Source organism: Neobacillus sp. BP17 (assembly GCF_059579525.1).
The window spans coordinates 1,753,920-1,768,238 of sequence record NZ_CM184198.1; the positions used below are offsets into that span (position 1 = coordinate 1,753,920).

16 protein-coding genes and 1 other annotated feature are annotated in these 14,319 nt (G+C 37.3%); all 16 genes read left to right on the forward strand.

All coding sequences use genetic code 11. The features are described from left to right. Positions 1-20 precede the first annotated feature (20 nt). The 16 genes from AC4QJR_RS08515 to AC4QJR_RS08590 all read left to right on the forward strand — a co-directional run bounded on the left by AC4QJR_RS08515 (position 21) and on the right by AC4QJR_RS08590 (position 14,224). The gene (locus AC4QJR_RS08515; RefSeq protein ID WP_375374771.1) at positions 21-752 is read left to right on the forward strand and encodes a DUF881 domain-containing protein; all 732 of its coding nucleotides are present in this window, start codon (positions 21-23) and stop codon (positions 750-752) included. Continuing rightward, complete coding sequence (locus AC4QJR_RS08520; RefSeq protein ID WP_098572682.1) at positions 752-1,114, forward strand: small basic family protein; 363 nt, start codon at positions 752-754, stop codon at positions 1,112-1,114. The genes AC4QJR_RS08515 and AC4QJR_RS08520 overlap by 1 nt, the downstream gene beginning before the upstream one ends. A 126-nt stretch (positions 1,115-1,240) precedes the next feature. Continuing rightward, a complete protein-coding gene (gene ftsA / locus AC4QJR_RS08525; protein ID WP_098572683.1) occupies positions 1,241-2,539 on the forward strand; it encodes a cell division protein FtsA in 1,299 nt (432 codons plus the stop codon). Between the two features lie 38 nt (positions 2,540-2,577). Then, on the forward strand, positions 2,578-3,714 hold the full coding sequence (ftsZ, locus tag AC4QJR_RS08530; RefSeq protein ID WP_251456165.1) for a cell division protein FtsZ: 1,137 nt from the start codon (positions 2,578-2,580) through the stop codon (positions 3,712-3,714). Positions 3,715-3,822: 108 nt separating this feature from the next. Next, a complete protein-coding gene (gene spoIIGA, locus AC4QJR_RS08535) occupies positions 3,823-4,875 on the forward strand; it encodes a sigma-E processing peptidase SpoIIGA (protein ID WP_496525893.1) in 1,053 nt (350 codons plus the stop codon). A gap of 44 nt (positions 4,876-4,919) precedes the next feature. After that, positions 4,920-5,639, forward strand: a complete 720-nt coding sequence (gene sigE / locus AC4QJR_RS08540; protein ID WP_026566384.1) for an RNA polymerase sporulation sigma factor SigE — start codon at positions 4,920-4,922, stop codon at positions 5,637-5,639. A 160-nt stretch (positions 5,640-5,799) separates the two neighbouring features. Continuing rightward, complete coding sequence (gene sigG / locus AC4QJR_RS08545; RefSeq protein ID WP_026566385.1) at positions 5,800-6,579, forward strand: RNA polymerase sporulation sigma factor SigG; 780 nt, start codon at positions 5,800-5,802, stop codon at positions 6,577-6,579. A 92-nt stretch (positions 6,580-6,671) separates the two neighbouring features. Next, a complete protein-coding gene (locus AC4QJR_RS08550) occupies positions 6,672-6,941 on the forward strand; it encodes a YlmC/YmxH family sporulation protein (protein ID WP_098572685.1) in 270 nt (89 codons plus the stop codon). A gap of 69 nt (positions 6,942-7,010) precedes the next feature. Beyond that, entirely contained in the window at positions 7,011-7,838 is an 828-nt protein-coding gene (gene pgeF, locus AC4QJR_RS08555; RefSeq protein WP_496525894.1) for a peptidoglycan editing factor PgeF, read from the forward strand. Next, on the forward strand, positions 7,835-8,512 hold the full coding sequence (locus AC4QJR_RS08560) for a YggS family pyridoxal phosphate-dependent enzyme (RefSeq protein ID WP_496525895.1): 678 nt from the start codon (positions 7,835-7,837) through the stop codon (positions 8,510-8,512). The genes pgeF and AC4QJR_RS08560 overlap by 4 nt, the downstream gene beginning before the upstream one ends. Before the next feature lie 11 nt (positions 8,513-8,523). Further along, positions 8,524-8,985: a cell division protein SepF gene (locus AC4QJR_RS08565; RefSeq protein ID WP_098572688.1), complete on the forward strand. Its 462-nt coding sequence runs from the start codon at positions 8,524-8,526 to the stop codon at positions 8,983-8,985. A gap of 6 nt (positions 8,986-8,991) precedes the next feature. Continuing rightward, positions 8,992-9,258 carry a YggT family protein gene (locus AC4QJR_RS08570; RefSeq protein ID WP_098572689.1) on the forward strand — a complete coding sequence of 89 codons (267 nt, stop codon included), beginning with the start codon at positions 8,992-8,994 and terminating at the stop codon, positions 9,256-9,258. Between the two features lie 30 nt (positions 9,259-9,288). Next, positions 9,289-10,065: a YlmH family RNA-binding protein gene (locus AC4QJR_RS08575; protein ID WP_098572690.1), complete on the forward strand. Its 777-nt coding sequence runs from the start codon at positions 9,289-9,291 to the stop codon at positions 10,063-10,065. Between the two features lie 87 nt (positions 10,066-10,152). Next, entirely contained in the window at positions 10,153-10,668 is a 516-nt protein-coding gene (locus AC4QJR_RS08580) for a DivIVA domain-containing protein (RefSeq protein ID WP_026566392.1), read from the forward strand. Positions 10,669-10,717: 49 nt separating this feature from the next. Further along, positions 10,718-10,959, forward strand: a binding site (T-box leader). Positions 10,960-11,033: 74 nt separating this feature from the next. Further along, positions 11,034-13,799, forward strand: coding sequence for an isoleucine--tRNA ligase (ileS, locus tag AC4QJR_RS08585; RefSeq protein ID WP_496525896.1), 2,766 nt, complete (start codon positions 11,034-11,036; stop codon positions 13,797-13,799). Positions 13,800-13,939: 140 nt separating this feature from the next. Beyond that, entirely contained in the window at positions 13,940-14,224 is a 285-nt protein-coding gene (locus AC4QJR_RS08590) for a hypothetical protein (RefSeq protein WP_098572692.1), read from the forward strand. The last annotated feature ends 95 nt before the right edge of the window (positions 14,225-14,319 follow it).

Here is a 14,319-nt window from a genome sequence, read left to right on the forward strand (position 1 = left end):
TAAAAGGTTAGGTGAAAAAAGTGGACAACAAAAAAATAAATTTAAGTTTTACTTTGATCGCAGTCTTAGTAGGATTCATGATTGCTATCCAGTTTCAAACAGTAAAAAAACCTGTTGAACGGGATACTCGTGATATATGGCAGCTTCGTGATGCAATATTAAAAGAAAAAGAACTTCAATCCAACTTATTAAGTGAAATTCGTTCAAATGAAGAAAAACTGGCAGCCTATGAATCTAAACGGAAACAAAGCAAAGAACAAGCCTTAAGTGATACTTTAAAGGAACTAAAGCTTGAAGCCGGGTTATCTGAAATTACTGTTCCTGGTATTAAATTAAAGATTGAACCAGTAATCGAAGAAATTAAGATAGGTACACCTGTAAATAGAGTTATTCCTCCTGAACTCCTAACAAGATTGTTAAACGAATTGAATATGTACGAAGCTAAATATGTAGCAATCGATGGGAAGAGAATTATTAATACCACTGTAATTCGCGACATCAATATGGAAACAAAAATTGATGGGCATACGATTGAAAGGTTGCCAATCGAAGTTGTTGTAGGTGTAGATGATAACTCTACAGCTGAAAAATTATATAATCGGATGAAAGTATCAAAAGCAACGGAAGAATTCTTTATTGAAAATCTAAGACTTTCGATTTCAAAACCAATTCCGAACTTAACGGTACCAGCCTACGATGATTCCATACGCATCCGCTACATGGAACCGACAAAAGAAGGAGGCGATTCTTAATGTGGCTTCCATTCATAGGATTAGTAATTGGGATCATTCTGGGACTATTAACAGAAATCCGTATTCCTGAGGAATATTCCAATTATTTGTCGATTGCTGTCTTAGCAGCATTCGACACTCTTTTCGGTGGGATCAGGGCATACCTGCAAAATATATATGATGAAAAAGTGTTTGTATCAGGGTTCTTCTTTAATATTATACTTGCTGCAAGTTTAGCTTTTCTCGGTGTTAATCTTGGTGTAGACTTATATTTAGCGGCAGTTTTCGCGTTTGGTGTCAGACTGTTTCAGAATATTGCCGTAATAAGGCGAATATTATTGGCAAAATGGTCAACGAACAAAGAAAAAGTAGAAAAAAATTGAATTTTTTTAAAGGGAATCATTTAGTTGTGACGAATAATTTTATATGATATGTATAGTGAACTTTTATTGAACAAAAAAAATATAGTTGTTGTTCAACTTAAGGAAATCTAAAGGAGGTGCCAAAGAATGAACAGCAATGAAATATATGTTAGTCTTGACATCGGTACATCCAGTGTGAAAGTAATCATTGGTGAAATGGTCAATGACTCGGGTAAAGACTCATTAAATATAATTGGTGTTGGAAATGTGAAATCCGAAGGATTGCGCAAAGGATCAATTGTTGATATGGACGACACCGTTCATTCGATTAGAAGGGCGATAGAGCAGGCAGAAAGAATGATTGGGATGGAAATAAAGGATGTGGTGGTTGGCATTTCAGGTAACAATGTCATGCTTCAACATTGTCATGGTATTGTAGCTGTTTCCAGCCAAAATAGAGAGATTACGAATGAAGACGTCATTCGTGTCATTGAAGCATCACACGTTGGTTCGATCCCGCCTGAAAGAGAAAATATCGGAGTTATCCGAAAACAATTTATTCTCGACGGTAAAGATGAAATTAACGACCCCCGTGGGATGATAGGGGTTCGCTTGGAAATGGATGGTATTCTTATTACTGGTTCCAAATCAATTATCATTAATACTCTTCGATGTGTTGAACGGGCCGGTCTAGAAATAGTAGATATTGTTCTTCAGCCGTTAGCAGCAGGTGATTATGCACTGTCAAAAGATGAGAAAAACCTCGGTGTCGCTCTTATCGATCTTGGTGGTGGTTCCACTACAATTGCTGTTTTCGAAGAAGGTTTTATTTCCCAAACAAGTGTTATTCCGATTGGCGGAGACTATATTACAAAAGATATTTCTGTGGGCCTGCGGACCTCGACAGAAGATGCGGAAAAAATAAAAATCAAACACGGACATGCATTCTATGACGAAGCGTCAGAAGATGAAGTGTTTAGTGTACCAATCATTGGCAGTGATCAACATCAACAGTTTAATCAGCTGGAAATATCTGATGTTATTGAAGCGAGAATGGAAGAGATTTTTGAACTAGTATTACATGAAATGAAACGCTTAGGATATAGTGACCTGCCGGGCGGTTATGTATTAACTGGCGGTATTGCAAATATGCAAGGTGTACTTGAACTTGCTCAGGTTATATTACAGAATAGAGTACGCATTGCGGTGCCAGACTATATTGGTGTAAGGGAACCACAATATACCACAGCGGTTGGTTTAATTAAGTATGCTTACAAGAATGCTAGATTACCAGGTGGACACGCTGGTTCTTCAACCATTTCTGAACCTGCCGAAAAGAGAGCACCTAAACAACATCAACAACCTAAACAACCAAAAGCAGAAAAACATCCGGAAGAAAAGATGTCATCAAAAGTAAAAAAATTCCTTGGTTACTTTTTCGAATAGGCTAATCGAAAAGAAATCGAAGAATTAGGAGGATTGTCATGTTAGAATTTGATACAAATTTAGATTCTCTTGCAACTATAAAAGTAATTGGTGTCGGGGGTGGGGGTAATAACGCGGTAAATCGAATGATTGAACATGGCGTTCAAGGAGTAGAATTTATCGCTGTTAATACTGATGCTCAAGCACTGAATCTTTCTAAAGCAGAAGTTAAGATGCAAATAGGTGCTAAACTGACCCGTGGACTAGGAGCAGGTGCTAATCCAGAGGTTGGAAAGAAAGCTGCTGAAGAAAGTAAAGAACAATTGGAAGCAGCATTAAGTGGTGCGGACATGGTATTTGTTACTGCGGGAATGGGCGGTGGAACAGGCACTGGTGCAGCACCTGTTATTGCTCAAATTGCTCGAGACTTAGGTGCATTGACCGTTGGTGTAGTTACTCGTCCGTTTACATTTGAAGGAAAAAAACGCTCTGGACAAGCATCAGGTGGAATTGGTGCGATGAAAGATGCGGTTGACACACTAATTGTGATTCCAAATGATCGTCTCCTAGAAATTGTAGATAAAAGCACTCCAATGCTGGAAGCATTTCGTGAAGCTGATAATGTACTTCGCCAGGGTGTACAAGGTATATCAGATTTAATTGCAGTACCTGGTCTTATTAACTTGGACTTTGCTGATGTAAAGACAATCATGTCTAATAAGGGATCTGCTTTAATGGGTATTGGTGTTTCTGCTGGTGAAAACCGTGCCGCAGAGGCTGCTAAGAAAGCAATTAGTTCTCCTTTATTAGAAACATCTATTGATGGAGCACAAGGGGTACTAATGAACATTACAGGCGGTACAAACTTAAGTCTTTATGAAGTTCAAGAAGCTGCTGATATCGTAGCAACTGCTTCTGATCAGGAAGTAAATATGATTTTTGGTTCTGTTATCAATGAATCATTAAAGGATGAAATTATCGTTACTGTCATCGCTACTGGATTTAAAGAAGAAACCTTGCAGCCAAAAGCTACTCGTCCTACTTTTGGTCAGGCTAAACCACAGATGGGTAATGTTAAAAGAGAACAGCCAAAACGTGAAGAGGTTCAGCAAGAGCCTGTCCGCCATACACAAGTTTCCCAAGAAGAAACATTAGATATTCCAACCTTCTTACGGAACCGCAATCGTAGAAGATAAAAAGTGAATAATTATACAAAAGACACGGCCTTGTTTTGGGTCGTGTCTTTTGTATGTTTAAAATAAAAATGTATGACAAAATCCATCTGACAAAATACGTTGTGAATAGTGCAAATTTTTGTTTGTTTGATTACACAAAGTGACACACTTCATCCATGCAAGTACGTTATACTTTTTCGTAAACAGAAAGGAAAAGCTGATAAATCTATAGAGAGGAAGCTGGTAACTATTTATTTAGATGTGATCTGGGCTCTAAATTTATTATTTGATAGTCTGCTTCTATATTTAACAGCTATTTTTCTAAAAAGAGAGATTAAAATAGGGAGACTAGCTGCCGGAGGATTTATTGGTTCCTTGATAATTTTATTATCATTTACGCCATTAAATGTCTATACAAGCCATCCCATATCAAAATTCATATTTTCAATCCTAATGGTGTTAATAACCTTTGGATATAAGCGGATGTCTTTTTTCTTTAAGGCGTTAATGACACTTTATGTGTCCACCTTTTTAATCGGCGGAGCATTAATGGGGGCCCATTATTTTATACAGTATGATTCTGAGCTAACAACCAAGGTCCTTGTGTCCAGTACAAAAGGGTTTGGAGATCCGATAAGCTGGCTATTCGTTCTAATTGGTTTTCCCGTTGCTTGGCACTTCTCAAGGAAAAATGTTGAAAGCATGGAGATGACAAAAATACAATTTGATCAAATTGTTAAAGTCAGAGTCAATATAAATAACGAAACACTTACCTTTAAAGGATTAGTGGATAGCGGGAATCAACTTTATGATCCATTATCAAAGCTTCCTGTGATGTTTGTTTCCATTAAAAACCAACTAGAAACAATTTCAGAATCAATAAGAAAGCTTGCAGGAGACCCAGAATTACTTATCAATGGCAGTGGAGACCTTCCAGATGAATGGCAAAATAGGATCAGAATTATACCTACTCGTGTGATTGGACAAGAGCATCAACTAATTATTGCGGTAAAGCCAGAAAACATTTTTATTGAACATAAAGATACTCAATATTTATGTGAAAAAGGTCTTGTTTCCTTTACAACAAAGCAACTCTCAAGTGAAGATGCCTTTCAATGTATTGTTCATCCAAAGATGCTTACAGGTCCTAGGCAGCAAATGAAAACCATTAAGGTGAGTTAGTATTACTATACTCAGAAAAACATATTTTAGAAGGAGGAACACATATGAAAAAATGGAGGCTTCGCCTATCCTATTACTGGTATAAACTATTAATGAAATTGGGTTTAAAAACAGATGAAGTTTATTATATTGGTGGTAGTGAGGCCTTGCCGCCTCCTTTAAGCAAAGATGAAGAAGAGATGCTGCTGAAAAAATTACCTGGTGGTGATAAAGCAGCTAGGTCAATATTAATTGAACGAAATCTTCGTCTTGTTGTTTACATTGCTAGAAAATTCGAGAATACCGGGATTAATATAGAAGATTTAATTAGTATCGGAACCATTGGATTAATTAAAGCGGTCAATACCTTTAATCCTGAGAAAAAAATAAAACTTGCTACATATGCCTCACGTTGTATCGAAAATGAGATTCTCATGTACTTAAGGCGCAATAATAAAATCAGGTCAGAAGTATCCTTTGATGAACCCTTAAACATTGATTGGGATGGGAATGAACTATTATTATCTGATGTTTTAGGGACGGATGATGATATTATTACAAAGGACTTAGAGGCCAATGTGGACCGAAAGCTCCTGACAAAAGCACTTCATCAACTAACTGACCGTGAAAAACAAATTATGGAACTCCGGTTTGGTCTTACAAATGGAGAAGAAAAAACCCAAAAAGACGTAGCTGACATGCTGGGAATATCCCAATCTTATATTTCCCGCTTAGAAAAAAGAATTATAAAAAGGCTGCGAAAAGAATTTAATAAAATGGTGTAAAGAAGAAAAAATTTTTTCCATTAAAAACCTATGATTTTCGTGACTTAATTGCATTTTTCGACAAATATGCACTTGTCCACCATCGTGGATAAGTGCATATTTTTCCTTCTCAAGGAGATACTGTTTTTTGTACAGCAACTCCTGTGAGGAGGGAAAAGGATTGACTCGAAATAAAGTTGAAATTTGCGGTGTGGACACAGCAAAACTTCCTGTCCTAAAAAACGAAGAAATGAGAATACTCTTCAAGCAAATGCAAGAGGGCGATATTTATGCCAGAGAAAAGCTCGTCAACGGTAATTTACGACTCGTATTAAGTGTCATTCAACGTTTTAACAATAGAGGCGAGTTTGTTGACGACTTGTTTCAAGTTGGCTGTATTGGGCTGATGAAATCTATCGATAACTTTGATTTGGGCCAAAACGTAAAGTTTTCAACCTATGCGGTTCCAATGATTATTGGTGAAATTCGAAGGTACTTGCGTGACAATAATCCAATTCGCGTTTCTAGATCTTTGAGGGATATTGCTTATAAAGCCCTACAGGTAAGAGAGCGATTGATGAGCGAAACTTCAAGGGAACCAACCGCGGAAGAAATTGCGAAGGTTTTAGAAGTTCCACATGAAGAAATCGTTTTCGCCCTTGATGCCATTCAGGACCCAGTGTCTCTTTTCGAGCCAATTTATAATGATGGCGGCGACCCAATTTATGTAATGGATCAATTAAGCGATGAAAAAAATAAAGATATCCATTGGATTGAAGAAATTGCATTAAAAGAAGGAATGCGCAGGCTAAATGATCGCGAAAAGTTAATTTTACGAAAACGATTCTTTCAAGGGAAAACACAAATGGAAGTCGCAGATGAAATTGGGATTTCCCAAGCACAAGTTTCTCGTTTAGAAAAAGCTGCGATAAGACAAATGAATAAAAATATCCAAAGTTAGGCTGTCCTTAGGGCAGCTTTATTTTTATTCCTTTTTCTAAATGTCATTGAGTAAACATATATTTTATAGAAATAAAACCGGGAGTGAGTGAGATGGTAAAAATTTCTGAGTTCCAAATTAAAGATGTGGTGAATGTAGCAGATGGAAAGAGGCTAGGGAATATTGGTGATATTGAGATAAATTTAACAACAGGAAAGATTGAAGCAGTCGTGATTAGCGGCAGCGGAAGAGTACTTGGCTTTTTTGGTAAAGATGACGACGTAGTTATTCCTTGGAAGAATATTTTAAAAATAGGTCAAGATGTCATTTTGGTTAGATATAAAGGCAGTGCAGAAAATATAACGGAAGAAGCAGAAGTTTAACTCTTGTTTTTGCGGTGACCAAATTTTCTTTTCATGGTAAACTATAGAAAAAACATAAGAGGTATGAATATGGAACCCTTTGTTTTAAAAAATCAATCCTTTTTAACTATTGAAAATTGGGTAAGCAAATATCCAGGTTTAGTTGCAGGAATAACCACTAATAAGGGCGGGGTAAGCAAAGGGGATTACAAATCCCTTAACCTTGGTTTTCACGTTGGTGATATTCAAAGCGATGTTTGTTCCAACCGAGAAAAAGTTTCAGACCTGCTCACATTTCCACTAAAGTCCTGGGTCGGAGCTGAACAAACACATGGAATTCATCTGAAAAAAATTTCTAAACTTGACCGTGGCAAAGGATCCAATTCCTATGAAAATGCTATTAAAGATACAGATGGTTTTTATACGAATGAGGAGGGCGTCTTGTTAACACTCTGCTATGCCGACTGTGTCCCTCTTTTTTTTATTGCTCCTGAATCAAAAATGATTGGTGTAGCCCATGCTGGCTGGAAAGGGACTGTAGGTCAAATTGCAAGGGAAATGATCATTGCGTGGAAAAAAGAAGGAATTAACCCAGAACAGATTCTAGTTACAATTGGCCCATCCATTTGTGAAAAATGTTATATTGTTGATAAGTATGTGATAAACTTGGTCGAAAATACACTAGAAGATGTCGAAATTTTACCCTATAATTTAATTAAAGAAGGCCAATATTCCTTAGATTTACGTGAGGTAAATAGACAAATATTAATAAAGTCTGGTGTGCCGAATACGAATATCCAGTTGACAAACTTTTGTTCTAGTTGTGATAAAGAGTTTTTTTCCCACCGTCGTGACCAAGGGAAAACAGGAAGAATGTTAACTTTTATAGGCTGGAAGGAGACTACAGAACGTTTATGATGGTAGAAGCAAAATACGAAATAATAAAACAACAAATCATTGAGGCCTGCCTTCGAGTCAAGCGAAACCCTGAAGAAGTCAGGGTGATAGCGGTTACGAAATACGTTAGTACTGAGAGAGCGAATGAAGCACTACAAGCAGGAATAATAAATTTAGGTGAGAATCGGGATGAGGGACTCCTCAGGAAGTGGGAAGAACTTAGGGACAAGCCTGTTTGGCATTATATCGGTTCACTTCAAACACGAAAAGTAAAGAATATTGTTAATATTGTTGAGTATATCCATTCTTTGGACCGGATTTCTCTTGCAGAAGAAATTAATAAACGGGCAGAGCGTAAGGTAAAATGCTTGGTCCAAGTTAATGTCTCTGGAGAAGAATCCAAGCATGGCTTACCTGCTGAAGAAGTACTGACTTTTATTGAATCACTTCGTAAGTTTGAACACATCAGTGTTGAAGGTTTAATGACAATGGCTCCACTTACTGATAATGAATCGCAAATACGTAAATGTTTTCATAAATTAAGTGAATTTCGTAAACAAGTCCAAGCCTTAAATTTGGATTATGCTCCTTGCACTGAACTTTCGATGGGCATGTCAAATGATTTTGAAATTGCTATTGAAGAAGGGGCTACAATGGTAAGAATAGGCACTGCGCTTGTTGGTGAAGATGGTTAGGAGAGAAAATCATGACGATTAAATCGAAATTAAAAACATTTTTCTTTTTGGATGATGAATATGATGATAACAAAGTTGATTATCCAGAAGTAGTTGAACCACTTCCTGTAAAACAAAAGCAACAACCAGTGGTAAAGAACCAAAACGTCGTCAGCTTGCAAACCGTGCAAAAGGCTGCCAATTCCACAAAGTCATCCAAAGTAATTTTAGTTGAGCCACGCTCTTATTCTGAGTCAACTGAAATTGCTGATCATTTAAAAAGCCGCCGCGCAGTGGTCGTGAACCTGCAGCGAATTGATAGTGATCAGGGCAGACAAATTGTCGATTTTCTCAGTGGCGCTGTTTATGCAATTGGTGGAGACATTCAAAAGATTGGTTTTAGTATATTCTTATGTACACCCGATAATGTTGAGGTTTCAGGAAATATATCAGAACTTATTCCTGACTTTGAAAATCAAAATACGAGGTGGTAATGCTTAATGGCACTGGTTTTTAGTTTATTACAGAAGCTAATACAACTTTATTCGTATGCCTTAATTATATATATTTTAATGTCTTGGTTCCCAAACGCTAGAGAGTCATCTATTGGACAATTTTTTGCGAGGATTTGTGAACCATATTTAGAGCCATTTAGACGAATCATTCCACCGATTGGTATGATGGACATCTCTCCAATCGTTGCCTTTCTTGTTCTTAATTTTGCACAAAGTGGATTATCAAGTGTCTATCGTTTTCTTGTTTCTTAAGAATATTGAATCTAGGTTGTGTATTGAATTATGAATATTTATCAGCACTTTCGTCCAGAAGAGCGAGAATTTATTGATCAGGTGTTAAATTGGAAGAATTATGTAGACACACAATATACTCCTAAATTAACTGATTTCCTTGATCCAAGAGAACAGCATATTCTTAAAATGTTAATTGGTGAAAATGGTGATGTAAAATATAAACTTTTTGGCGGCGGCACGGATGTAGAACGAAAAAGAGCCTTAATTTTTCCAGATTATCTAACTTCGATTAATCATGATGAATTTCAAATAAGCCTTTTCAACATCCATTATCCAACCAAGTTTGTTACAATCGAACACCGACAGGTATTGGGTACGCTTATGTCCTTAGGCCTAAAGCGGGGGAAATTTGGGGATATCATCATTATAGATGGGAAATGCCAATTTTTTGCTGCAAAGGATATTAGCGACTATATATTAAGTAACGTTGAAACAATTGGCAGGGCAGGCGTAAAACTAACTGAAACAGATATAGAAAATGCACTTTCCACCAATGAAAAATTGGTGGAAAGTGATTTAACGATATCTTCTTTGAGGCTTGATACTGTGATTTCAGGAATTTATCATGTGTCACGGCAGAAATCACAACTCTTTATTCAACAGGGACTCGTGAAGGTGAATTGGACATTAATTGAAAATCCATCATTTGAATGCGGTGTGGGTGATATGATTTCTGTTAGAGGTAGTGGCCGAGCAAAAATTCTTGCCATTGAAGGGAAAACAAAAAAAGAAAAATGGCGACTAAATGTCGGAAAACAAAAATAAGTACAAAAATAAAGAAGGAAATTCGATGAATGATGTCGAATTCTTGCATATACATATAGAATTAGAGATTGTATGGAGGTGGCATTGATGCCGTTAACACCGTTGGATATTCACAATAAGGAGTTTAATAAGGGTTTTAGAGGATATGATGAGGATGAGGTAAACGAGTTTCTCGACCAGGTTATCAAGGATTATGAATTAGTACTTAGAGAAAAAAAAGAATTAGAAGAACGCTTGAATGATATGAATGAGCGACTTGGTCACTTTGTTACAATTGAAGAAACTTTAAATAAATCAATCATCATTGCGCAAGAAGCGGGTGAGGATGTTAAAAGGAATGCTCAAAAGGAAGCAAAGTTGATTATTAAGGAAGCGGAAAAAAATGCGGATCGGATTGTCAATGAATCACTTTCAAAAGCAAGAAAGATTGCTCTTGAAATCGAGGATTTAAAAAAGCAGTCAAAAGTATTCCGTACACGTTTTAAAATGTTGATTGAGGCCCAGCTTGATATGTTAAATACCGATGATTGGGATCACTTATTAGAATATGAGGTAGATGCAACAGAACTAAAAGTTCATGAAGAAGAAGATTCATTAGCTTGACGAAAAGTGTTTTTATAGCATATAATTTCTTAACAGTTATAAAGAATGGTCAATGACGATGATAGGGACAGTATAATTTTTCTAGGACTTTTTTAGCGAGTCAGGGGTGGTGGAAGCCTGGTAAAGTTGAAAAATTGAAGATCACCCTTGAGTTCCAAAGCTGAACTTCCTAATTTAAGGCTAGTAGGCTTAGGCGTGTTATTCACGTTACGAATGCTAAAGAGGATAGTCGATTTGATTCGAACTATCTATCAGGGTGGTACCGCGGGATAAAACCTTCTCGTCCCTATTTTGGGATGAGAGGTTTTTTTTATTTGTCTATTGGCTATTCTGTTATATGAAGAGGATTACAGGAGGAAGAAAAAATGGAGTATAAAAATACGTTATTAATGCCGCAAACTGAATTTCCGATGCGTGGCAATCTTCCACAAAGAGAGCCTGAGATTCAGGCAAAATGGGAAGAGTTGAATATTTACAAAAAAGTTCAAGAACGGACCAAAGGACGTCCGATGTTTGTATTACATGATGGTCCTCCATATGCCAATGGTGACATCCATATGGGGCATGCCCTTAATAAAATTTTAAAAGATATGATTGTCCGCTATAAATCCATGAGCGGTTTCCATGCACCATACGTACCAGGCTGGGACACACATGGTCTACCAATCGAGCAAGCGTTAACGAATAAAGGTGTGAAACGTAAAGAAATGACGGTTGCAGAATTCCGTCAACTTTGTACTAAGTATGCACTCGAGCAAATTGACAATCAGCGTGAACAATTTAAACGTCTGGGTGTCCGCGGTGACTGGGAAAACCCTTATATTACCTTAAAACCTGCCTATGAAGCACAGCAAATTAAAGTCTTCGGTGAAATGGCTAAGAAAGGTTATATTTATAAAGGACTTAAGCCTGTCTATTGGTCACCATCAAGTGAATCTGCACTTGCTGAAGCAGAGATTGAATACCAAGACAAAAAATCCGCTTCGATTTATGTAGGCTTTAAGGTGAAGGATGGAAAAGGTGTACTAGATGCAGACACCCAAATTATTATCTGGACAACAACTCCTTGGACAATTCCGGCGAACTTAGGTATTTCTGTACATCCGGAACTAACATATGTTGTGGTTGAAGCAAATGAAAACAAATATCTAGTTGCTGAGGCTCTTCTCGAATCTGTTTCGAAGGAAATTGGCTGGGAAGAATTAACCGTTGTTAAAAAGGTAAAAGGAAATGATTTAGAGAATATTTTAACTGTCCATCCGCTTTATGGCCGGGATTCATTGGTGATGTTAGGAGAACATGTAACAACAGATGCAGGTACTGGCTGTGTCCACACAGCACCAGGTCACGGGGAAGATGACTTTTACGTAGGCCAAAAATATGGTTTAGATGTCCTATGCCCTGTTGATGATAAAGGTGTGATGACGAGTGAAGCGCCAGGTTTTGAAGGGTTATTTTACGATAAAGCTAATAAACCAATCACACAAGCATTAGAAGATGCAGGTGCATTGCTCAAACTTTCGTTTATTACCCATTCTTATCCACACGATTGGAGAACGAAGAAACCGGTAATCTACCGAGCGACAGCACAATGGTTTGCATCTATTAAAGATTTCCGTAATGAATTACTAGATGCAGTCAAGGAAACAAAATGGATTCCTGCTTGGGGTGAAACACGATTATTTAATATGGTTCGTGACCGCGGTGACTGGTGTATTTCTCGTCAACGTGTCTGGGGAGTACCAATTCCTGTTTTCTATGCAGAAACTGGCGAAGAAATCATTACAGATGAAACGATTAATCATGTTTCAGATTTATTCCGTGAATTTGGTTCGAATGTATGGTTTGAGCGTGAGGCAAAAGAATTACTACCTGCCGGCTTTACCCACCCAGGAAGTCCAAATGGTATATTTACTAAGGAAACAGATATCATGGATGTGTGGTTTGATTCAGGATCTTCCCATCAAGCTGTTTTGCTTGAAAGAGATGATTTAGTTCGTCCAGCTGATCTTTATCTTGAAGGATCGGACCAGTATCGAGGCTGGTTTAACTCGTCATTATCTACTGCTGTAGCCGTGACAGGTGAAGCACCATATAAAGGAGTATTAAGCCACGGTTTTGCGCTTGATGGAGAAGGCAGGAAGATGAGTAAGTCCATTGGGAATGTCGTTATCCCTGCGAAAGTCATGAATCAGTTAGGTGCAGATATTTTACGCCTTTGGGTTGCTTCAGTTGATTATCAAGCGGATGTTCGTGTTTCAGACGCAATCTTGAAGCAGGTCGCAGAGGTTTATCGGAAAATTCGTAACACCTTCCGTTTCTTATTAGGAAATTTAGCTGATTTTACTCCAGCAAATAAAGTGCGATATGAAGATCTCCGTGAAGTCGACCAATTTATGCTCGTTAAATTAAATAAGTTGATTAAAAATGTTCGCAATGCCTATGAAAACTATGAATTCGCAGGCATCTATCATGCGATTAATAATTTCTGTACTCTTGATTTAAGTTCATTTTATTTGGATTTTGCGAAAGATGTTCTTTATATTGAAGCGACAGATAATCATGAGCGACGTGCAATCCAGACGGTGTTATACGAATCGCTGCTTGCTTTAACAAAATTAGTTTCACCAATTCTTTCACACACTGCGGATGAAGTTTGGAATTTTATCCCTGATGCAACCGAAGAAAGTGTCCAGTTAACAGATCTACCTGAGTATCAGGAACTACCAAATGCTCAAGCTTTAGAGGAAAAGTGGACTGAATTTATGATTCTTCGTGATGATGTGTTAAAGGCACTTGAGGAAGCACGTAATCAGAAAGTGATTGGGAAGTCATTAACTGCCAAAGTTACACTTTATGTTAATGAAAAATCAAAAGCGTTATTAGACTCAATTGAAGAAAATATGAAACAGCTCTTTATTATCTCAGGCTTTGAAGTGGCAGGAACCTATGAGGAAGCCCCTGATAATGCAATTAAATTAGAAACTGCGGCTATTGTTATAACTAAAGCCGAGGGTGAAACATGTGAGCGTTGCTGGATTGTAACACCAGAAGTAGGTCAAGATCCAGAACACCCAACACTTTGCCCACGTTGTGCTGAAGTAGTAAAAGCTAACTATACTCATAATTAATCTGAAAGCCCTGTGCTAATGCATAGGGCTTTTAAATTTTTCCTTCTCCGTTAATTGTTGTAGTTGTTGTCAAATGTTTTTCCGAGTCGGTTATTGCTTGGCGGAAATAATAAGACAAATAAAACACGGAGGTAACAACTATGAATGCCACGCAGGAACAGCTGTTTTTGGAACTCCGTCATACGAAAGAAGAAATTGAATATTCGTTAAAAAACAAACCAAAGCAGGATTGGTTTACTGCCGTCTTAGAAGAGGAATTATCAGATATTAATACTGCAATTCGAAAACTTGAAAATGGAAACTTTGGGCAATGCGAAATCTCTGGAGAATTTTTGCCTAATGAATTATTACAGATGATTCCTACTATAAAGTCAGTAAAGGATTCAGAGTACTTACTGCATTATTACAAAAAACCGATTTACTAATCATTTTCATCAAGTTACATTTTCGTTTCGCGATAAAGTGTGCTAAAATGCTTAAGAAGTATGATAAGCGAAAGCTTCTAGACTGATTAGTTTAG